The following is a 21,878-nucleotide window of genomic DNA, read 5'->3' on the forward strand; positions in this document are numbered from 1 at the left end:
TTATACAGATTTGAGCAATAGTTTTTTTAGAAGCGGAGATAGCTGACTTGGAAGATTTTCGACACCTTCTACAAATAACGCGAACTGGCCATAAATGTTATGGATTGTTGTTTCAATATCCTCAGTAATTGCATCTTGGCTTAAGAACACATTAAAGACTTCTAGTCCGTATTTTCTTGCTTCTTCGACAGCTTCGTAAGTATCAATAATACCATCTTGATCATAATTATAAGCAGAAGGTTCACCATCAGAGAAAATAATTAAGAACCGTTGATGATGTGGACGCTGTATCAGTCTTTCACTTGCTATCCTAATCGCTACGCCGTCACGATTATCATCTTGCGGCGATAAGGCCATGATTCTGGCACTGTCTTTTGAAATTGTGGAGTAATCATAATTGATAATTTCATCAATGATATTAGGTTGTGTCTCATCATCAGCTTCAAATGCATCTTCATTAAATGCCAAGATTTCATGTTTTACATTTAATGCTTTCAAAGTTTCATGAAATAAGACGACGCCTTTAATTGTCTCCTCCATTTTATCAAACATACTTGCAGAGGCATCTACTAATAAAGTGAAGGTCGCATCAAATGAACGACTTAAATCTTGTTTTTTATAGAACATTTTATATTGATCATCTATAAACCAATTAATTAAATCTTTCTGTAAACGCCCTTTAGTCAGGTTATGGCGCTCATCAATTTGTTCTCTATCAATCGTCTTTTGAATAATTTGAGTTAAGTCTTTTATTTCAAATTGAACATCTTTATGGACTTCATGATATTCGGGAATGTATTCAGGTAATATTTCAGGAACATTCCATTTGATTTCTACATTTTCATTGATACCACGCAAAGTAAAAGGTTGAGAGCCGCCAGTTTGGCCACCTTCTTGATTATCAATTGTATCATTCGAGCCTTTACCTTTCTTCGTCATCATGTCAGTCATATCATCTGAAGCATCGCCTTCTCGTGCTGTATCATTATCGCTCACTGCTTCACTATTCTCACCCTCATGCAGTTCCATTTCTAAATAAGCGCCGCCTTGGGATTTTGAATCCTCAGCCTTAGTTTCAGCTTCAGCAGTCTCAATGTCATCCTCTTTAGATGAATCATCTTTGCCATCTACATTACTAGCATCTTTACGTTTCAACTCTTCAAAGGTCTGCTCTTTTAATTCTTTATAAACTTTACGTGGAATATGATAATATTCATTCAACATATCTTCATCAAGTAAATCATCTAATTGATAACAAATGCGTTCTGCTAAATATTTGTTATCTTCAGAAGTATAATTCATAAAGAAGTTTGGTAAATAAAGATACATACTTTGAATAATAGGATCCAAATCAGCACGTATGGATGGGACATCGTAAAAGTCCTCAGTTAACAGAGATTTTTCTAGATAAAGAAAAATTAAATCTGTATACATCGTTTTTGTGCGATACACATTAATTTGAGATTCTGTATAGTTTAAACGAATACGCTTGCGCATATCAATTGCTGCTTTCATACTTGGGCGAATACGGGTGATGGCATTCAGTACGCGCATATCTTCTAATAATTTAAATACTTGTTGATAAAAACTAGAATGTTTGAATTCTGTATTATCTAAGACTTCATTCACAATATATTCATCCATAAGCTGATAGCCATATGTCGCAAGCAGCACATCAGTTTTTAACCCTGTTATCTCAATTTGGCTTGGCCGGTGCGTCCAAAAAACACTTGCAATCAATTCATTATTAATTGGATCATAATAAGGGAATTTTTGAATTTTCACATGCGTTTGATTATTTTTTAGAAGTAAGCGTGCCAAGTCTTGCAACATCATTACTTTTTTAGCATCTAAGATTTCATCATTAAATTTGATAAATCGATTGCTCATAACTATCCCTCACTAAAAATTTAATTCGATAGCATTAATAATTGCTTGTTGTTCACGTTCGTCTTCTAATTTATCTATAATCGCTCGTCTTACAGCACGCTCAATCGGCATAACAGTAGCCAAATCACTTAAATCAATAAGTGCACGAATACTTGCAGCTTCTTCTGAAATTTGACCTTGTTTCGACATAGTACGTAAATCCTCATTAAAATCTACAATTTTTTTAATAAGTAAGTCATCTTCTAAGCGACTTTGTTCTTTTATCACGCGTTTTAATATTTCACCATCAATATAATCAACTTGAATGACTACAAAGCGGTTTTTCAAAGCTTCATTCATTGGCAATGTACCTACATAACCTTCGTTAATGGCAGCAATCACATTGAATCCGGGCTTAGCCTTAATGACTTCTCCAGTAAATGGATTCGTTAAACTGCGACGATAATCTAATACACCATTTAAAATGGGCAGTGTTTCAGGTTTAGCCATGTTAATTTCATCGATATATAAGATGTGCCCTTCTTTCATTGCTTGAATCACTGGTCCATCGATAAATACAATTTCTTGGTTGCCTTCTGAACTAGTTTGAATGGTTTTAAATCCAAGTAAGCTTTCTGCGTCTAAATCTACAGAACAGTTGACTTGATGCATGGGAGTATCTATTTTATTACTTAAAGTTTCAGCTAGTTTTGTTTTCCCTGAACCTGTAGGTCCTTTTAATAAAATGTTTTTGTTTAAGCGCATCATGGCATATGCATCGCCAAATACAGTCTGGTCTGAGTTAATGTATTGGTGTTGTTCCATCGTTTCTACTCCTTTATAAATGCTAAAAAAGAGACCGGGACATTCAGAAATGCCCTAGCCTTTGAATAATATATGAATTTAGTAAGAGGCATTACACTTCTTTGAAATAATCTTTATAATAGCCGCCAACTTTACCAGAATTATCAATAATTTGATAATATTCTTCTGTTTCATTAATGACGTCATATTGTTTGCCGATTGTAAGCATATCTGAAACTGTGAATTTTTGAGCGTCAGTATGCACCACTTCTACTTTTTTAATCGGTTCTTTATCTTTCCATGTTTCATGCAACATTATAATCACATTCCTTTCTATATTGAGTTTGTTCTATGCATTTTCATAAGTGAAAATAAATGATAATCCGCTCGTCTCAGTAATTCTGAGTGATTCTGAATCATCTTGTTTCAGTGTTTGATAAGGTATGCCGATTGATTCTAGTTGCTGCAATGCATTACGATATTGCGCTTTAGAATCAATACTGATTTCTATTTGATCTACTGCACCATACTCAGGCAACGAGATAGGTTCTTCTGCTTCAAAAATATGCAATTCTCCGCCTAATCCGCCTTCTCCTAAACGAAAGACTTGAACTTTGAAATCAGCATCTTCGGTTGGTGTATACTCTGCAAAATGTTCCAAACCAAAGACTTGAGATAAAATTGAAGTCGTCAATAATAATTCATTGACTTGGACAATGACAGGTCCTAAACCCTGAATTTGGTGAAGCGGATTAACAGTACTATTTTCCACAGGCATTCCTAGAGGAACACCACTATTTTGTTCGTTTGAATAAATATCAATGAATTGACCGTTGACATCTTTAAACTCAAAGTGCTTGTGATTGTTCATTTCAATCACATCGCCATATTTAATATCTTTATCATCTAAAATTTCTTGATATTCTTTTAATCCTGAATCAGTCGGTGTTCTCAAACCGATACTCAATATTTGATTAGCGTCAGCTGAATAATTTGGCACTTCAATAAAATGTAACCGTGTGCCTGGACTTAAATCAGCATCACCAAAGCGGACTGCATTCTTTGAACTTTGTTCTTCATAATTCAATCCTAAAATATTATGAAATAAGTTGATTGATTCTGATAAATTCTGTGTACCGACTGTAACACTTCGCAAACCTGCCATATTATCCCACACCTTCTTATATGTTTTCCTAATCATTATAACTTATTTGATTAAACTTTTGTATGATGAGATGTTGTTTTGAATAAAACCTTTGAATTAAAGGTATAATAATAGTGTATACCTTAAAGACAGCGCTAGAGTGTTGCTCTAATTGTAAAGGAGATGAGTAAAAATGATGAACTTTATGATACTCTTTGCGATTACAGTTTTAATTGCAGCCTACTCTGGAATTATATTTTTTACAGGCACAATTAAAGAAAATGCGAGATTGAAAAAATCACATTATGGTATGTTATGTATCATTTTTATAATCTTAGCGATTATTGAATTAATCGTTTACAATGTGATGTAATTGATATGGTTAAGACAGCAGCTTTCTAATAAGCTGCTGTTTTTTTAGTCTTTTTTATAAAAAAAGAGGGAGCTTGGACAAAATTGTCCCGCTCCCCTCTTATTGAGCCTACTTATTAAATTTAAGATTAAGATTCTAAAAGTAAATCTTCTGGGCTTTCAATAAGCTCTTTGATTGTTTTCAAGAATCCAACAGCTTCTTTACCATCAATAATTCTGTGATCGTAGCTTAATGCTAGGTACATCATAGGACGGTTTTCAATAGTATCTTTATCGATTGCAATTGGACGTGTAATAATTGAGTGCATTCCTAAGATAGCAGCTTGACTTCCGTTAATGATTGGAGTTGACATCATTGAACCGAAGATACCGCCATTTGTGATAGTGAATGAACCATTCATTAAATCGCCAAGTGATAATTTGTTATCACGTGCTTTAACAGCTAAGTCTGCGATTGAACTTTCGATTTCAGCAAAGTTTTTCTTATCACAGTCACGTACGAAAGGAACGATTAAACCGTTATCAGTAGATACAGCGATACCGATATCATAGAATTGTTTAGTAATCATGTCATCGCCGTCAATTTCAGCATTAACTGCTGGGTATTTTTTCAATGCTGCTACAGCAGCTTTAGTGAAGAATGACATGAATCCTAATTTAGTACCATCATGATCTTTGATGAATTGTTCTTTCTTACGTTTACGTAATTCCATAACGTTTGTCATATCTACTTCATTGAAAGTAGTCAACATTGCAGTATTATTAGATACTTCTAATAATTTTTTAGCAGCTGTTTGTTTACGACGAGACATTTTTTCACGTACAACTGGTTTAGTCGGTTCTTGGTTTTGTTTTTTAGCAGGTGCTTCTGATTTAGAAGATTGGCTGCTTTGAGATGATTGACCACCTTGTTGAGAGCGGTCTACATCGTTTTTACGTACAACATCTGAGTTTTTAGCTTCAACTTCACTTAAGTCGATGCCTTTTTCACGTGCATATTTACGTGCAGATGGTGTTGCGTTCACACGTTGATCATTGCCAGTATTACTTTCATCTTTAGAAGAAGATTCTGAAGATGCTGGCGCTGATTTTTCTTCTGATTTAGAAGATTCTTCTTTAGCAGAAGTGTCTTCTTTTTTATCATCAGAAGATGATTGAGCTGGACTGCCGCTGCCTTCCCCAACTGTTGCAATTGCTTGTCCGACTTCAACTGTGTCTCCTGGTTCTGCTAATAATTCTTGGATAACACCTGCTTCTTCAGAAACGACCTCAACATTTACTTTGTCAGTTTCTAATTCAACAACTGCTTCACCTTTATCTACTGAATCGCCAGGATTTTTTAACCACTCAGCAATTGTACCTTCCGTAATTGATTCTGCTAACTCTGGAACTATAATCTCAGACATACTATTTCCCCCTATTTTTTATTAAGACTCTCTTCAATAATAGAATTTTGAACAAGTTTATGGTTTTCGCCGTCACCTTCAGCTGGAGCAGAACGTTTAATACGACCACTATATTGCAATTCGTATTGATCGCTTGCTAAGTCGCTTAAGTAAGGATATACAAATGACCAAGCACCTTGGTTTTGAGGTTCTTCTTGAACCCAAGCAATTGTTTCAAGGTTTGGTAGTTGACTAATTACTTCACGCACTTCTTCAACTGGGAATGGATATAATCTTTCAACTGCAACGAGTAAGATTGAGTCATCCGGTTCTTTTTGCAGACGTTCTTTCAAATCGATAAACATTTTGCCTGACGCTAAGATAAGTTTTTTAACTTTCTTCTCATCATGTGCTTCTGGAAGGATTGGTTGGAAATGTCCTTCTGTAAATTTATCAATAGTATCTGCTACCGTTTTATTTCTCAATAAACTTTTAGGTGACATCACTACTAACGGACGCATTGCATCCGTATCCAAGCTTGCTGCTTGCGCACGTAACAAGTGGTAGTAATTGGCAGAGCTTGATAAGTTGACAACTGTTGAGTTGTTTTCAGCTGAAAGTTGCAAGAAACGTTCTAGTCTTGCAGATGAGTGTTCAGGTCCTTGACCTTCATATGAATGAGGTAAGAATAAAGTTAAGCCTGAACGTTCGCCCCATTTTGAGTAACTACTGAAAATAAAGTTGTCGAACATCATTTGTGCCATATTTGCGAAGTCGCCATATTGGGCTTCCCAAATATTCATAGTACCCTTGTTTTCTACATTATAACCGTATTCAAATCCTACTACAGCAGCTTCAGATAATGGTGAGTTATGAACATCAAATGAAGCTTTTTGGTTTGGAACATGTTGTAAAGGTACATATTCGTCACCGTTGTCTGGGTTATGCAATACTGCATGTCTGTGGCTGAAAGTACCACGTTCACTATCTTGTCCTGTTAAACGAATTGGCGTACCATTTTGCATGATTGTAGCAAATGCTAATTGCTCAGCTTGTGCCCAATCTACTAAGCCGTCTTCTTTTTCGAATGGTTCTCTACGTTTTTCTAATACTTTATTGAGTTTTTTCAATACTTCAAAGCCAGTTGGATAAGATAATAATGCATCGTTGATAGATTTCAAATCTTCATAAGATACATTGTCTTTATCAGGTTGAAGCGGTTCTTCAAGGCTTTCAGGTTTAGACATATCTTTAGTAGTTGTTTTATCGTTTTTATCAATTTTGTCATGCGATTGACGCAATTCTTTTTGAACGTCGTCGAGAGTCTGATCCATTTCTTCTTTTGAAATTACACCTTCATCTACGAGTTGTTCCCCATAGATAGTATCTACTGTAGGATGTTTACGAATTGCGTGATATGGAATCGGGTTAGTAATTGACGGTTCATCCATTTCATTATGACCATAACGACGATACCCCACTAAATCGATGACTACATCTTTATGGAATTCTTTACGGAAATCCATAGCAATATCGATTGCTTCGATAGTTGCCTCGACATTATCAGCATTTACATGCATTATCGGAATATCATAACCTTTGGCTACGTCTGTAGAGTATGTCGTAGAACGTCCATCTCTAGCTTCAGTAGTAAAACCAATGCGGTTATTAGTGATGATGTGTAATGAACCACCTGTTGAATAACCATCTAAGTTGCCTAAGTTCATAGCTTCAAAGTTGATACCTTGACCTGGGTAAGCAGCGTCACCATGAATTAATATCGGCATTGATTTTGTGAAATCAGTTTGTACTTTACCGCCTTCATGTGTGTCATCTTGAACAGAACGTGTTTTACCTAAAACAACAGGCGCTACAATTTCTAAATGACTCGGGTTGTTCGCAAGTGAAATACGTTGCGTTGTACCATAAGTGTCTGTAGTTTTGATACCGCCTAAATGGTATTTAACATCGCTTGTCCATGCATTACCAGAAGTCAATTCAAGACTGCCGTCTTCAGGCAAGAATTTCATTGGATCAGTGTGCATGAATTCTGAAATCATCATTTCATATGGTTTTTCTAAAACGTGCGTCAACACATTTAAACGGCCACGGTGCGCCATACCAATTTGAATGTTTTTGATTTCTTCTTCACCAGCACGTCTCAAAGTCTCTTGCAACATTGGAACAAGAGTGTCTACACCTTCAATTGAGAATCGTTTAGCCCCTACGAAGTTTTTATGAAGATATTTTTCAAATCCTTCGACATGTGCTAATGTTTTAAATAAATTAATTTTTTGATTTTTGTTTAAATTTGCTTTATATGGCGTTTCAATACGTCGTTTGAGCCATGTACGCTCAGTATTATTATTGATATGTGTGTATTCAAAAGCAATTGGTCCTTTGTAACGTTTCTCCATACGTTTAATTGCTTCATACGCATTGTCATAAATATCAGAAAAATGATCCGATACTATTCCTGGAGAAATTTTTTCTAAATCATCTTTAGAAAGATTAAAATCTTCAATTGTTAACTTTGGAACGTGTTTACGTTCTGGACGGTTAACTGGATAGATATCTGCCTGCAAATGGCCGTATTGTCTGATGTTATCAACTAAACGCATTACTTGTTTAATTGTGCTATCTCCAGAACCTGATGCAGGACTCGCTGCTACCTCTCTGTTGTCGTTATTAATTGTACTAAATAAAATTTGTAAATCTTCAGAGACTGAAGTTGGATCTTGTAGATATTGATCATATAAATCTATGATAACCCCTAAGTTAGCTCCGAAATTTACAGGTGCTTCACTTACCTGTTTATCTTTCGTCATATTACTCCCTCCACAAAATATTGAAACGCTTACAAATAAATAATATCATTAAATCTTCACAAATTAAAGAGAGAATAGGCAATTGACACATAGAAAAAGAGCCGTCATTACGGCTCTTTGTAAACATATATAAACTAACATTACAAAATAAACGAATAGAGTATAATTATTTTAAATGAAATAAGATACCACTTTTTTAAATATTGAAAGTAATACTGAAAGTTGTATAAGAATTCAATTCACTTTTAACTTGAATTGTGCCATTATATAAACTTACAATTTTACTTGCAATAGACAAGCCTAACCCGTTTCCGCCTTGCTGTCTAGAACGAGATTTATCTACTCTGTAAAAACGATCAAAGATAAAATCTAATTCTTCTTTAGGAATGCCAGGTCCATGGTCAGTTATTTCAATAGTAGCTTGGCGGTTTTTTAAGGTAGTAGAGACATCGATTTTCTTCTCGCGAGTATCATATTTTATAGCGTTATCAAGAAAAATCAAGAGTACTTGTTCTAATTGGTAACGGTTAATTTCTAAAATAATCGGTTTATTAGAAGGGTTAAACGTAAAGGTATAATCAGGATGTAATTGTTTAAGTGATTTTAATCGTGACTTAATTTCCTTATTTACTTTTACCGGTTCAACATCTTTAGCATCTTTGTAAGTCGACTCTTTTGTTAATAACAATAATTCTTCAACCAATTTGGTAATTCTATTCATTTCTTCAATAGTAATATTTAAAGATTCTTCCAAGATTTCAGGATCTTTTTTACCCCATCTTTTAATTAAATTCAAATGACCTTGAATAATCTGTAAAGGCGTACGAAGCTCGTGCGATGCATCTTCCACAAATTGCGTCTGTTGGTCGAAGAGTTCTTCGATTTGCATCATCATATCATTAAAGGTATCAATTAAGTCATTGGTTTCTTCATAATTCGTCGGCAGTTCTAATTTTTCTTGGAAACCATCTCTTCTGATCTTTCTCATTTTATTAGCCATAATTACGATAGGTTTCGCAATTTGAGCTGAAAAGATATAACTGATGGTTGAGGTCACGATAATTGCAATTACCCCGAACAGTACAGACAATATAACTAAAGAATGCATAACGCTGTCATAACTCGCTAGAGAATGGATAATTACGGAATAACCTTGGAATTTATCGGTATTGATAGGATGAGAAACAATTAAAAAATTAGCACCCTTTAATTTTACGACAGAGACACTATGATATTTCGAAGGTCTTATCGGCTTCGTATCATTAAGGTAATCCCCCATAGTCGAAGTTTCTGTAATTTTGTCGCGGTCTTCATCGAATAAAACAACTTTTTGAAAGTTCCCTAACGACGCATTCAAATCCAGCGGCTTCACATGCTCTAACGATTTAGTTGCTAGCAGTGTCGCTACATTATCAGAGCTTTTTTCTGCGTCATTAATTTCATTATCTCGTAACGTAATACTTAAGAAATAAATAATTACTAAGCTAAAAATAAATACGATGAGAAAGGTAATACTCGTCGTTACAAGCATCCATTGTATTTTTAATTTACGCTGTTTCATTGTCTTATCACATATCCGACGCCGCGCACAGTTTCAATCACTTTTTCTTTATTAAAAGGTTTGAGTTTATTGCGCAAATAACGAATATAAACATCGACGACATTTGTTTCTACTTCACTATCATAGCCCCATACGTGATTTAATATTTGTTCGCGTTGCAGTACATGATTTAAGTTTTCAGTCAGTAACTGCAATAAATCATACTCAGTTTTAGTGAGCTCCAACTCTTGACCATCTATCGTAACGCGAAAAGCATCTTTATCAATCGTGATTCCTTTAATGGTCAGAGTATTCTTTTTAGGCTGTCTACGTAAAGTGGCTCTGATACGTGCGAGTAGTTCTTCGATGTCAAAAGGCTTAACAATATAATCGTCTGCTCCATAATCTAAACCAGCCACTTTATCGTAAGTATCACCTTTCGCAGTAATAATGATAATCGGTGTTGATTTTATTTCGCGTATTTTTTTACAAATCTCTAAACCATCCATGTTAGGCAACATCAAATCTAATAAATATAAATCGTAATCTTTAGAAAGCGCAGTCTCGAGTCCAACTGCTCCATCATTTTCAATATCTACTTCATAATTTTCATGTAATAATTCAAGTTCAATAAAACGTGCAAGATTCTGTTCATCTTCCACTATTAAAATTTTTGTCATGATCAGCACCTCGAAATAATTTTATCATAAAAAATTATAACCGGTAATTTAAACCTGTAAAGTAAGTGCTGACAGTGACTGTTCCTACTTTCAAAATAACTTTTTCAAAAAAATTGAAAAAATTTGTATTTCTAATTGACAATCATTCTCACTCATGTATAATAGTAATTGAAAATGATTATCAATACCAAATGAGACATCCCCCCACATTTTCGTTCTTATTGTATTGGTCATTTTCATATCCCCTTTTATATATGCCCGTAAATACTGACGTTATGGAATATACATAACGTGACATACTTACCGATTCTGCTAGAAAAGTAGAATCGGTTTTTTCGTATAAAGAAAGACAGGATAGAAACTTAAATGAGAATCTATCCTGTCTTCTATTATTTATCAAACTTTAAAAACGAACGGGTTTTAATTTCCCTTTGAAAAATACTGATACTGTCAGAATACAAATAATTCCAGCTGTAATACCACCGATAATATCAGTTGGGTAATGTACGCCTAAATAAATACGAGACATACAAATCATCGCAATCATGAAAATACAGAATGAAGTCATCATTACTCTCGGTGTACCATGCAGATAGCGAGAGGCAATGTAAATAATACTTCCGAAAAATGAAGTAGAACCCATTGCATGACCACTTGGGAAGCTATAGCCGCCGATTTCTACTAAACGTAATTTTGACGGACGTTCACGGTCGAATGTATTTTTCATAATCGGATTCGAAATACTCGATACCGCCATCACAATTGCAAAGAATAACGCATCAATCTTCATTTTACGTAATAACAAATAACTGACTACACATAGAGAGAGGCAGATCATTGAGAAAACTTCTCCGACCCATGTAGCGCCCATAAATATGCTTGTTGTAATAACACTATGTGATGCGTAGATTAAATCATAGACTTCGGTATCAATCCAGTTGCCTAATCTGCTTTGATGGAAAGCAGCTATGACACTGAAAATCAGTGTAAATACCAAAATTAATGAAATTCTTTTAATTCGGCTCAATTAGCTGTCCCTCGTTTCCTTTTGATTAGTATCTTTCAGAATCTTATCTAGCAAGTCTTCTTTAGTAAATAATTGATGATAACTTGCCATTTGCTTTATGATCTCACTTCTATTACTTTCAATAGTCTGTAATGCTTCTTTAAATCGTTTCGGATCTGCTTGATCTTCAGGAAGTGTTTGCGCATAACCTTTATTTTGGAAATTCTTAGCATTATCGATTTGGTCCCCGCGAGATTGGTCTAAACCAAGAGGAATTAATAACATCGGAATATTTAAAGTTAAGAATTCATAAATCGCATTTGCGCCAGCTCTGCTGACAACTGTATCAGTAATCGCTAATAAATCAGTCAGTTCGTCAGTAACAAATTCGAATTGTTTATAGCCTTCACGATTAATTGAATTGTCTTTTAAACCTTTTCCTGTTAAATGAATAATTTGATATTCCTCTAACAATGAATCCAGGTTAGTACGAATCAATTCGTTAATCTTCTTACTTCCTAAACTGCCACCCATTACTAATAACACTTTTTTGCCATCTTTAAACCCAGTTAATTGAAAACCTTTGTTGCGATTGCCCTGTTTTAAGTCATCGCGTACAGTAGCACCGACAAAGTCTGCTTTATCTTTGGGTAAATATTTCAACGTATCTTCAAATGTTGTATAAATCTTTTTAGCGAATTTCAATGAAATTTTATTCGCTAAGCCTGGTGTAATGTCAGATTCATGAATAACAACTGGTATATTTAATGAACGTGCTGCAATCACTACAGGTACAGATACAAATCCGCCTTTTGAGAAAAGGAGATCTGGTTTCTGTCTTTTTAATATTTTTCTTGCATCAAAGACACCTTTTAATACTTTGAAGATGTCTTTGATATTTTCAACAGAAAGATATCTGCGTAATTTCCCGCTTGAAATAGGAAAGTAGTTGATTCCTGGAAGTTGCGATTCGATCATTTCTTTCTCGATTCCATTTTTAGAACCTATATAGAAAGCTTCAAATCCTCTTTCTTGAGCAATCGGAATTAAACTTAAATTGACTGAAACATGCCCAACTGTTCCACCGCCAGTAAATGCAATCTTCGTCATTTTTTATACCTCTATTCTTCTAAAATTCTATAATATGCATAAAAAGCTTCTTCCTTGTCGAAAGGATGATAGTCTAAATCAGCTTCGCCTACTTTTGTAAAGCCGAATTTTTCAAATAGATTTTGTGCTCGATGATTCACTGCATAGGTATCTGTGAGCAATACATGAACATCATGCTCTAAAGCACGCTTGACAGCAAAATCAAATAGAGCAGTGGCTGCCCCTTTATATTCTGGAGAACCAGCTAATCTATGAATCACATAGCCGCCTTTTCTGTCAACTGGCCATTCTAGTTCATCATACCACTTTGACTGATTTTGGTCGATAACTATATAACCATAAATTTGTGCGTTTTCTTCCAGCACAAATAAAGATTTATGATTAATATCTTCTTCAAAATGCTCTATTAACGGATAATCTTCATCCCATTGCGGATTGTTGTCTTTCTGCATAATTTTTTTGGCGTCTTCAGTTAAAGATGAGATAGCATCTAAATCTTTATGTGTCGCGAGTCGTATCATATGGTAACCCCTTTATTTTAATTTTTTTAATAAAGACTTAAGAACTTCATCATCTTTACTAGATTTATCAATCAATTTTTCCGTGAATTTACGATTGGTTTCCTTATCAAATTTACCGTTAACGTCAAGTTGATTATCTTTTTGGAATGATTCAACAGCTGATTGTAATGTACTGTCGTAGTTTTCATCTTCATTATTAATATTATAGCCTAATGCTTTCAAACCGATTTTTATAGATTTAATATCTTTGCTATGATCACCATCTTTGAAGACTTTATCTTCTGGAATCATGCTTAACGATTGATATTGAGGTGCATCTATTTTCACATCAGGTTGAATACCTTTGCCATGAATATAATGGCCTTTTGGTGTGAGCCATTTCATTTCAGTATATTTAAGCAATGAACCATCTTTGTATTCTTTGGTTGTTTGAACAATGCCTTTACCAAATGTTTTCTCACCATAAACTTTGGCTTTGCCATAATCTTTCATAGCCCCTGTGAAGACCTCAGATGCACTGGCGGAACCTTCGTTTACTAAGATAGATACTTGCATATTTTTAGCTTCTTTTAACGAATCGCTTGGCGCACGAATTACTTCCGTATCTTTGCCTTTTTGCAATTTAACTACGGGTTTATCTTTATCGATAAAGATGTTAGCCATTTTTACGGCTTCATTTAAAAGACCGCCAGGATTATTTCTTAAGTCAAGTACAATTTTATTAACACCTTCGTCATGCGCTTTTTTAATACTTGTTTTTAATTCTGCGGCAGTATTTTCTTGGAATTTGTTAATAGTAAATACGCCGACATTGTCTTCTTTCTTATATTCAACACTTTTAACATGAATTTTATCTCGTTTAATTTTCAATGTATGTGTTTGATGAGCGCGTTCAATCGTTAAAGTGACATTTGTTCCTTCTTTTCCGCGAACCATTTTAACTACATCTGTCAATGATTTGCCTTTAACTGATTTGCCATCTACTTCTTTTACAACGTCTTTAGGTTTAAGGCCGGCTTTTTCAGCTGGTGAACCTTTCATAGGACTTGTCACACTGATTTGATGGTTGCGTTGTTGCATCTCTGCCCCGATTCCTACAAAATCACCAGAAACATCTTCGTTAAAGGATTTTGTTTCATCTTTCGTCATATATTGTGAATAAGGATCCTTTAATTCTTTCACCATACCATTGATGGCTGCTTCAGATAATTTGTCGGGATTTTGTTGTTTATAGTAATCATTTGCCAATGTAGCATAAGCTGCTTGTACTTTTTTAAAAGACTTCCTTTGGTCATTATCTAACCCACTCATTTTGTGCGTAATTGCTATGGTTGATAACACGGTTAATAAAATAGTTACTAAAATAACAGCTATTAATAACGTTATAAATTTCCAACGTTTAATATTAAATGTTTTCGGAGATTTATGTATGTCATTTTGTTTTTGCGATGGTTCTTTGTTCTGATCTTGATCCAATATTAAGTCTCCTTTCTGATCAAAATAGATAGTGCCTCGCTTCATTGAGTGTAAATGAAACGATAATTAATTTTACCAAATACATGGTAATCATCAAGAATTATCACCTTTAAACAGAGAAAATAAGGGCCAGAACAAGTAAATGTCCTAGCCCTCATAACAAATTAAAATTTCAACCATTCTTGGTATTCATCATATAAATCATCAAACACTGACATAGGTTCACTGATTGAAGCTTCAGTTTCAATATAGTCTGAGAGCACATGGAAATCTGATTCATGTTTCGGAAAAGATAAATCATCAAAAATTTGTTCAGCTAATTTTCCTTTTTCATCAGGACGTCCTCGTACAGTGAGTGCAAATTGGTAAAAAGAATAATCTTTCATTATGACATCGTCACATCAATGACTTTAGTTTCATTTCTTTTTAATTGCTCTGTTTTCTGAATATCAATGTTCTCAACTTGATCAGTGTTAGTAATAATAATCGGTGAAATAGTTGATTTAGCATTTTGATCGATATAATCTAAATCAAATTCAACTAACGGATCGCCCACGCTTACCGAATCACCGCTTTCCACTAACACTTTGAAGCCTTCACCATTCAATTGCACAGTATCTAAACCGATGTGGATGAGCAATTCTAAACCGTTGTCAGCTTTCAAACCTAATGCATGGCTTGTTGGAAAAACATTATCTACTTTACCGTCAATCGGCGCAACAACTACACCTTCTGAAGGTTTAATGCCAAACCCTTCGCCCATCATTTTTTGAGCGAATACCGGATCTGGAATATTTTCAATATCTACAAACTCACCCGTAATCGGTGCATATATTTCAATATTTTTATCTACTTTATCTTCTTTGCCGAATAATTTTTTGAACATAATTATTTCTCCCCTTGGTCCTTGAAGTGCGGGATTAAGTCGCCGTATCCAAGTTCTTCTAATTTATCATAAGGAATAAATTGAACTGCCGCAGAATTAATGCAATATCTCAGACCGCCGCTTTCTGCAGGTCCGTCATTAAATACGTGGCCTAAATGACTGTTGCTGTCTTCAGAGCGCACTTCAGTTCTAACCATACCGAAAGATTTGTCAACGAGTTCAACAACTTCGTCATCGCTTAATGCTTTGGAAAAGCTTGGCCAACCGCAATCTGATTCGAATTTTTCTTCGGAAGTGAACAACGGTTTACCAGAAAGTTTATCGACATAAATACCTTTTTCAAAGTGATTCCAATATTCATTTTGAAATGGTGGTTCAGTACCGTTTTCTTGAGTTACAAGATATTCAAGATCATTTAATTCATCTTTGTTCTTTTTAAGCATCTTGATTCCCCCAATGGTTTTCTATAAAGTCTTTTCGTCCAGAGCCTTTTTGGTATTGCTCATAATGCATTGGATTTTTCTTGTAGTAATCCTGATGATAAGATTCAGCAGGATAGAAATTTTTGTAAGGTTTAACTGGAGTAATAACTGGTTTGTTAAAGATCATTTGCTCATTCAATTCTTGAATTTTAGCTAAAGCTGCTTTCTTTTGTTCTTCATTATGATAGAAAATAACGGGCTGATAACTTTCTCCGCGGTCAAAAAATTGACCTTTATCATCTGTCGGGTCAAAAGTTTTAAAATAAACGTCCAAGATATTTTCAAATGAAGTGACTTCTGGATCATATTCGATTTGAACTGCTTCTACGTGACCCGTCGTATTTGAGCAAACTTCTTCATAAGTTGGATTTTCTACATGGCCACCACTATATCCTGAAACCACACTTTCAATACCAGGATATGAAGTGAATGGTTTTACCATACACCAGAAACAGCCGCCTGCTAAGGTTGCATATGCCAAAATATTACCTCCATTCAGTATCTAGTTATTCCTTAAGTTACCACGATTATTTAGATTTTTCTATTAGTTTGCTTTCTGCTCGCCTGTATTCTCTTATGAGCGTAGGAAAGTGAGCCCGATAGCGCCTTGGCCTGTATGTGTTGAAATGACAGGAGTCGTATAGCTGAGTTCGTAATCTGTAGTATACTCATCATTTACAAATTGCTGCTTTGCTTTTTCGACAAAGTCCAAAGCATTGGCGTGAGCGATACCGATTTTTTTAAGAGAATGATTTTCTAAGAAGTTAACTAAATCTTTCTTTATAAATTGCAGGCTTGCTTTTTGTGTGCGAGGATTAGACATTAAATTAATACGCCCATCTTCCAAAGTACCTGTCGGCTTTAAGCGCATGATATTACCGATCATACCTTTTGCTTTACCGATACGGCCGCCTTTAATCAATTGTGTCAATTGACCGATAACCACATACACCTTAATGTTGCTTTGCAGATGTTGGACTTTTTCTACTATTTCTTCAGTAGAAAATCCTTCATTCATCCACTCAACAATATGTTCAAGTTGGAAACCTAAACCGTAAGATATTGATTTGGAATCAATGACGGTAACTTTAGAATCTGTCATTTGACTTGCTTGATATGCAGTTTGATAAGTACCGCTCAAACCGGAAGTCATATGAATACTTATAATTTCAGAGCCATCTTTTCCTAATTCATCATACATTTCAATGAATTTACCAATAGGAGGCTGACTCGTTTTAATATCAGCGTCATCCTCGATAAGATGAATCACTTCTTCAGATGAAACTTCGATTTGGTCAATATAAGATTCACCATCAATCGTTAAATTGAGTGGAACTACATGAATGTCATGTTCCTTCAAAAATTCTTGCGGTAAGTCTGATGTGGAATCTGTAACAATTTTCTTGTGCATTTGAAACCCTCCTATTGCTTCTTGCGTACTAAATGTAGAAAAGTATGAGGAATCGTATTCTTCTCATCTAATTCCCCTTTGACTGCTGATTCGACTTCCCAGTCTTCGAAAGTATAAGGCGGGAAAAAAGTATCTCCTTGATACTTATCTTCTATCACCGTGATGTACATATCATCAACTTTATCTATAAATTCTTCAAATAAAGATTGGCCTCCAAAAATAAATACATGGCCAGGCAAATCATAGATTTCATCAAAATCATGGATGACATCCACGCCTTCAGGATGAAACGCAGTATTACGTGTCAATACTACATTACGGCGGTTAGGAAGCGGCCGTCCGATTGACTCGTAAGTGTTGCGTCCCATAACCAGCGTATTGCCGGTAGATAATTTTTTTACATGTTTTAAATCGTTAGGCAGATGCCAAGGTAGTTGGTTGTCTTTGCCTATAATCCTGTTTTGATCATGGGCAACCAAGATGGATAGCGTCATTTAAATATCCCCTTTCGTTTATCTTTAAGTTGAATTGAATGATTTAAACTGCAATTGGAGCTTTAATACCTGGATGTGATTGATAATCGACTATTTCTAAATCTTCATATTGTATATCGAATATAGATTTATTAGTGTTTATTTTAAGTGTCGGCGGATTGAAGCTATCTCTTGCAAGTTGTGTTTGAATTGCATCAATATGATTAGAATAAATATGTGCATCGCCGAAAGTATGCACAAATTCTCCTACCTCTAAGCCGCATTCCTTTGCCACGAGATGAGTAAGCAAGCTGTAACTTGCAATATTGAATGGCACACCTAGAAAGATATCTGCACTTCTTTGATAAAGATGGCAACTTAATTTGCCGTCTTGAACATAAAATTGAAACATCGTATGGCATGGCGGCAAGGCCATATTGTCAATTTCAGATGGATTCCAAGCAGATACAATATGTCGGCGAGAAGTCGGATACTTCTTAATTTGTTCGATAACTGTAGCAAGTTGGTCATAATGTTGTCCATCTGCTCCTACCCAATCACGCCATTGTTTGCCGTAAACATTTCCTAAATCACCATATTTTTCAGCGAATGCATCGTCATTTAAAATGTTTTCTTTAAATTTTTTCATTTCTTCTTGATAGCGTGCGTTGAATTCTGGGTCCTCTAAAGCGCGATGTCCGAAATTCGTCATGTCAGGTCCTGTATAGTCTTCAGATTGGACATATTTCTCAAAAGCCCATTCATTCCAAATATTATTATTGTATTGCAGCAAGTATTTAATATTAGTATCGCCTTTAATAAACCAAATCAATTCAGTAGCTAATAATTTGAATGAGACCTTTTTAGTTGTGAGTAATGGAAATCCTTTAGACAAGTCAAATCTTAATTGATGACCGAATTTAGAAATAGTACCTGTATGTGTGCGATCATCACGTTGATTGCCGATTTCTAGAATTTCTTCACATAAGTCATGGTAAGCTTTATCAAATGGGTTCATATTAAGCCCTCCTCTTATATGTATCTTATTATGAAAAAAAGGGACAAATGATGTAGTGTGAGCCTTCCATCTTTGTCCCCAAACTTTACATAGTTAAAAACGATATCTTAGCAATTTTCGTCAAACATATCTTTAATGTCCATGCAGATATCTTGTATATCTCTACCTTCAATATATTCACGCGGCATAAAATGTTTAAGTTCAGTACCTTTGAATAAAGCGTATGAAGGGCTGGAAGGAACTTGTTGAATATATTCTCTCATCGCTTGTGTAGCTTCTTTATCTTGACCAGCAAACACAGTCACTTTGTGATCAGGTTTTTTATCATTTTGCTCAGCAACGGCCACTGCTGCTGGACGCGCTAAGCCAGCAGCACAACCGCATGTAGAATTGATCACCACAAAAGTTGTTTCATCTTGACCGATATTTTTCATATAATCATTTACTGCGTCTTCAGATTCCAAACTTGTGAAATCGTTTTGAGTCAACTCGCTTCTCATACCTTGAGCCAACTCTTTCATATATGCTTCATATGCATTCATCCAGAACACTCCTTGTAATTATTATAATTTATTTTACATGAATTTTGTAGTTTTGTAATGCGGATGGTTTCTAGAAATTATTTGTTGCGGTTCGCAATTTGCTTCCAGACCGAACCTAATGCTTCATCCCCATTTTCAATACGCGAAATCGCCATCTGAATTTGTAGTTTCACTTCATAAGCATCATCATCTTCATGCGCTTTTAAAGCAGGTAATTGATCTGGTCCGCCCTCATCAAAGATGAACATGGCTGCGCGCCAACGTACTATTTTTTGCGGGTCTGCTAGTGCTTTTTCCATTTCTGGGAGCGCTTCTTTATAGCCCAAATCACTTAAGCCGTCTCCAGCAGTACGTCTGACACCTGGGTTTTTATCGTGCAACCCTTGATAAAGATATGGCAATACTGATTGATCTTCCACCATACTAGCCAGTACTACAGCTTCACGTCGAATTGGTACCTTAGGATGATTTAAGGCAGCTTCTATAAGAGGATAATCCTCTTTAGTAGGCGTAGGGAAAGATTTTAACATTCTTAATTGCGCTTTCCAGTCATCAGCTTGATTAAATTCTTCTAATGTAACGTGTTGATACTGAGTAGTAGGTACCACAATATCTGTATTCAGTGCTTCTTTAAGCATATCGTCTAATTTTTCAGGTGGATAGAGTGCAATGATTTCTTCTTCTACTTCTTTCATGACTTCATCCATTTCGCCATAGCGTTTGCCTAAATCTTCCCATTTACGCATAAATACCACATTATCATCGTCTTTTTGTGCATCTAACATAGTATCCACAAATTGAGTTGGTAATTGTTTACGTTCTTCGTTTTCTGTGGTAGATAATTTAATTTGATACGGGACACCTTTAAATTTGAGTACTTCGGCTTTGATTTCACCGTAATGTGCATCTGGAACGGGTTCATCACTTTGATCCACTCCAGCGTCTTCATTTAGTACATGTGTAATTTTAGGCAATACTTCTTCCCAATTTGCTTTCGGTGTCTTATCTATCGCTAGGAAATCAATAACATAGAAGATTGATTTTACGCCTTCTAATTCTAATAAGTGATTAATAAAGTCTGGTTGTCCTTCTTTCACAGATGTATAAGTGGAGGATTGATTGTCCTCTCTTTGTTTATTTAACACTACTTTCATAGTATTAGGACTTGGTGTCGGTTCTATACGAACGATTTCCATCGAGATTCCCTCCATTTATTGTAATTCGTTTCCAAACTGCTTGATTTGTTTACCTACTGAGCACTCTTCTATGCAAAAATGATGGGCATAGGTTTTACCATTTTCTTTGCGATTATATAATTTAAGTTCACAATTCTTGCAATAAGTATTCAGCAGTTCATCAATAGAATCAAGGGCTTGCTTTTCAGATTTAGTAAAAATAATCGTCACTCCTTTATTAATTAATGCGTTTACGTTACTCGCTTTAAGACGATTAATTTTACGCTTATTATATCACGTATGCGCTATGAGTTCATCTAATCAAAATACCCTTAATTAAAAAGACATTGCATTTATAGTGCAAATTCTTTAGAATATATAAGTTGAGTTTGCGGTTTCTAAACACCCGCATTATCAAAATTTAGGAGGAAAGAATATGTTTTATAATGAAATAATGGGAATTATTGCATTCCTAGTTACCTTTACGTTAATGGTAACGATGTTTAGATTATTTGGAAAGCAAGGCTTAATGGCTTGGGTAGCAATGGGAACGATCATTGCCAATATTCAAGTAATCAAAACAGTAGATATCTTTGCGATATCCGCCACTTTAGGTAATGTCATGTTTGCTTCGATTTATTTAGCAACTGATATTTTAAATGATATTTATGGCAGAAAAGTAGCGAAACGTGCAGTTTGGATGGGCTTTACCTCTTCATTAATTATGATTATTCTAATGCAGCTGTCATTGCATTTCATCCCTGCTCCAGAAGACATGTCTCAAAAGGCCCTCAGTACAATCTTTAATATTGTGCCGAGAATTGCGCTAGGCTCGATTATTGCTTATATCATTGGTCAGCATATTGACGTCTTTATTTTTAATGCTATTAAGAAAGTCTTTAAGTCAGATCGTACTTTTATTGTCAGAGCATATGGCAGTACTATTTTAAGTTCTATTATTGATACAGCATTATTTGTCTGTATCGCCTTTATTGGATTATTGCCAGGAAATGCGGTTTTTGAAATATTTATCACTACTTATGTCTTGAAACTTGTAGCTACTATCTTCAATGTGCCTTTCGGTTATCTTGCGAAATCAATGTATAGAAAAGGTAAAATTCAAGCGAAAGATGAAGGTTATTAATATTCGGGTAAA

General features: G+C 35.0%; 24 protein-coding genes and 1 pseudogene. 2 read left to right on the forward strand and 23 right to left on the reverse strand.

The features are described from left to right. The 4 genes from CNQ82_RS07090 to CNQ82_RS07105 all read right to left on the reverse strand — a co-directional run bounded on the left by CNQ82_RS07090 (position 1) and on the right by CNQ82_RS07105 (position 3,838). Complete coding sequence (locus tag CNQ82_RS07090; RefSeq protein WP_123144694.1) at positions 1 to 1,890, reverse strand: vWA domain-containing protein; 1,890 nt, start codon at positions 1,888 to 1,890, stop codon at positions 1 to 3. A gap of 12 nt (positions 1,891 to 1,902) precedes the next feature. Further along, positions 1,903 to 2,694 carry an AAA family ATPase gene (locus CNQ82_RS07095; RefSeq protein ID WP_123144695.1) on the reverse strand — a complete coding sequence of 264 codons (792 nt, stop codon included), beginning with the start codon at positions 2,692 to 2,694 and terminating at the stop codon, positions 1,903 to 1,905. Positions 2,695 to 2,785: 91 nt separating this feature from the next. Then, positions 2,786 to 2,989, reverse strand: coding sequence for a DUF6501 family protein (locus tag CNQ82_RS07100; protein WP_095105331.1), 204 nt, complete (start codon positions 2,987 to 2,989; stop codon positions 2,786 to 2,788). A 33-nt stretch (positions 2,990 to 3,022) separates the two neighbouring features. Continuing rightward, positions 3,023 to 3,838 (reverse strand): VOC family protein, encoded by an 816-nt coding sequence (locus CNQ82_RS07105; protein WP_123144696.1) that lies wholly within the window; start codon positions 3,836 to 3,838, stop codon positions 3,023 to 3,025. A gap of 172 nt (positions 3,839 to 4,010) precedes the next feature. On the opposite strand from CNQ82_RS07105, the gene CNQ82_RS07110 reads away from it, so the two are divergent. Next, on the forward strand, positions 4,011 to 4,190 hold the full coding sequence (locus CNQ82_RS07110) for a Mid2-like cell wall stress sensor domain protein (protein ID WP_123144697.1): 180 nt from the start codon (positions 4,011 to 4,013) through the stop codon (positions 4,188 to 4,190). A gap of 127 nt (positions 4,191 to 4,317) precedes the next feature. Here the strand turns inward: CNQ82_RS07110 and sucB are convergent, their stop codons facing one another. The 19 genes and pseudogenes from sucB to CNQ82_RS07200 all read right to left on the reverse strand — a co-directional run bounded on the left by sucB (position 4,318) and on the right by CNQ82_RS07200 (position 20,953). Next, positions 4,318 to 5,595, reverse strand: a complete 1,278-nt coding sequence (sucB, locus tag CNQ82_RS07115) for a dihydrolipoyllysine-residue succinyltransferase (protein ID WP_123144698.1) — start codon at positions 5,593 to 5,595, stop codon at positions 4,318 to 4,320. Between the two features lie 11 nt (positions 5,596 to 5,606). Then, positions 5,607 to 8,402 (reverse strand): 2-oxoglutarate dehydrogenase E1 component, encoded by a 2,796-nt coding sequence (locus CNQ82_RS07120; RefSeq protein ID WP_123144699.1) that lies wholly within the window; start codon positions 8,400 to 8,402, stop codon positions 5,607 to 5,609. 196 nt (positions 8,403 to 8,598) lie between these two features. After that, a complete protein-coding gene (locus CNQ82_RS07125; protein WP_123144700.1) occupies positions 8,599 to 9,963 on the reverse strand; it encodes a HAMP domain-containing sensor histidine kinase in 1,365 nt (454 codons plus the stop codon). Further along, positions 9,960 to 10,622, reverse strand: a complete 663-nt coding sequence (locus CNQ82_RS07130) for a response regulator transcription factor (protein WP_123144701.1) — start codon at positions 10,620 to 10,622, stop codon at positions 9,960 to 9,962. The genes CNQ82_RS07125 and CNQ82_RS07130 overlap by 4 nt, the downstream gene beginning before the upstream one ends. Before the next feature lie 117 nt (positions 10,623 to 10,739). Next, positions 10,740 to 10,856, reverse strand: a pseudogene (locus CNQ82_RS13295) (hypothetical protein); the annotation flags it as partial. A 169-nt stretch (positions 10,857 to 11,025) separates the two neighbouring features. Continuing rightward, positions 11,026 to 11,649, reverse strand: a complete 624-nt coding sequence (locus tag CNQ82_RS07135) for a phosphatase PAP2 family protein (protein ID WP_095105316.1) — start codon at positions 11,647 to 11,649, stop codon at positions 11,026 to 11,028. Next, positions 11,650 to 12,738 carry an undecaprenyldiphospho-muramoylpentapeptide beta-N-acetylglucosaminyltransferase gene (locus tag CNQ82_RS07140; protein ID WP_123144702.1) on the reverse strand — a complete coding sequence of 363 codons (1,089 nt, stop codon included), beginning with the start codon at positions 12,736 to 12,738 and terminating at the stop codon, positions 11,650 to 11,652. A gap of 11 nt (positions 12,739 to 12,749) precedes the next feature. Further along, positions 12,750 to 13,259 (reverse strand): GNAT family N-acetyltransferase, encoded by a 510-nt coding sequence (locus tag CNQ82_RS07145; protein WP_123144703.1) that lies wholly within the window; start codon positions 13,257 to 13,259, stop codon positions 12,750 to 12,752. A gap of 12 nt (positions 13,260 to 13,271) precedes the next feature. Further along, positions 13,272 to 14,780 carry a S41 family peptidase gene (locus CNQ82_RS07150; protein ID WP_123144704.1) on the reverse strand — a complete coding sequence of 503 codons (1,509 nt, stop codon included), beginning with the start codon at positions 14,778 to 14,780 and terminating at the stop codon, positions 13,272 to 13,274. 119 nt (positions 14,781 to 14,899) lie between these two features. Beyond that, positions 14,900 to 15,121, reverse strand: a complete 222-nt coding sequence (locus CNQ82_RS07155; RefSeq protein ID WP_123144705.1) for a YozE family protein — start codon at positions 15,119 to 15,121, stop codon at positions 14,900 to 14,902. After that, positions 15,121 to 15,621: a PTS sugar transporter subunit IIA gene (locus CNQ82_RS07160; RefSeq protein ID WP_123144706.1), complete on the reverse strand. Its 501-nt coding sequence runs from the start codon at positions 15,619 to 15,621 to the stop codon at positions 15,121 to 15,123. Before CNQ82_RS07160 ends, CNQ82_RS07155 begins: the two co-directional genes overlap by 1 nt. Positions 15,622 to 15,623: 2 nt before the next feature. Further along, a complete protein-coding gene (gene msrB / locus CNQ82_RS07165; protein ID WP_123144707.1) occupies positions 15,624 to 16,064 on the reverse strand; it encodes a peptide-methionine (R)-S-oxide reductase MsrB in 441 nt (146 codons plus the stop codon). Further along, positions 16,057 to 16,584, reverse strand: a complete 528-nt coding sequence (gene msrA, locus CNQ82_RS07170) for a peptide-methionine (S)-S-oxide reductase MsrA (RefSeq protein WP_095105291.1) — start codon at positions 16,582 to 16,584, stop codon at positions 16,057 to 16,059. The genes msrB and msrA overlap by 8 nt, the downstream gene beginning before the upstream one ends. A 93-nt stretch (positions 16,585 to 16,677) precedes the next feature. Beyond that, positions 16,678 to 17,514, reverse strand: coding sequence for a DegV family protein (locus CNQ82_RS07175; protein ID WP_123144708.1), 837 nt, complete (start codon positions 17,512 to 17,514; stop codon positions 16,678 to 16,680). A gap of 11 nt (positions 17,515 to 17,525) precedes the next feature. Continuing rightward, positions 17,526 to 18,008 (reverse strand): dihydrofolate reductase, encoded by a 483-nt coding sequence (locus tag CNQ82_RS07180; protein WP_095105285.1) that lies wholly within the window; start codon positions 18,006 to 18,008, stop codon positions 17,526 to 17,528. Positions 18,009 to 18,051: 43 nt separating this feature from the next. Then, positions 18,052 to 19,005 carry a thymidylate synthase gene (locus tag CNQ82_RS07185; RefSeq protein ID WP_123144709.1) on the reverse strand — a complete coding sequence of 318 codons (954 nt, stop codon included), beginning with the start codon at positions 19,003 to 19,005 and terminating at the stop codon, positions 18,052 to 18,054. Between the two features lie 107 nt (positions 19,006 to 19,112). Further along, positions 19,113 to 19,547: a bacilliredoxin BrxA gene (gene brxA, locus CNQ82_RS07190; RefSeq protein WP_123144710.1), complete on the reverse strand. Its 435-nt coding sequence runs from the start codon at positions 19,545 to 19,547 to the stop codon at positions 19,113 to 19,115. Positions 19,548 to 19,624: 77 nt separating this feature from the next. Next, positions 19,625 to 20,743: a conserved virulence factor C family protein gene (locus CNQ82_RS07195; RefSeq protein ID WP_123144711.1), complete on the reverse strand. Its 1,119-nt coding sequence runs from the start codon at positions 20,741 to 20,743 to the stop codon at positions 19,625 to 19,627. A 15-nt stretch (positions 20,744 to 20,758) separates the two neighbouring features. Then, a complete protein-coding gene (locus CNQ82_RS07200; RefSeq protein WP_095105265.1) occupies positions 20,759 to 20,953 on the reverse strand; it encodes a zinc-finger domain-containing protein in 195 nt (64 codons plus the stop codon). 205 nt (positions 20,954 to 21,158) lie between these two features. Between CNQ82_RS07200 and CNQ82_RS07205 the strand changes: the two genes are divergently transcribed. Next, positions 21,159 to 21,866: a queuosine precursor transporter gene (locus CNQ82_RS07205; RefSeq protein ID WP_123144712.1), complete on the forward strand. Its 708-nt coding sequence runs from the start codon at positions 21,159 to 21,161 to the stop codon at positions 21,864 to 21,866. Positions 21,867 to 21,878: the final 12 nt, after the last annotated feature.

This window comes from Staphylococcus debuckii (genome assembly GCF_003718735.1).
Taxonomy (GTDB): domain Bacteria; phylum Bacillota; class Bacilli; order Staphylococcales; family Staphylococcaceae; genus Staphylococcus; species Staphylococcus debuckii.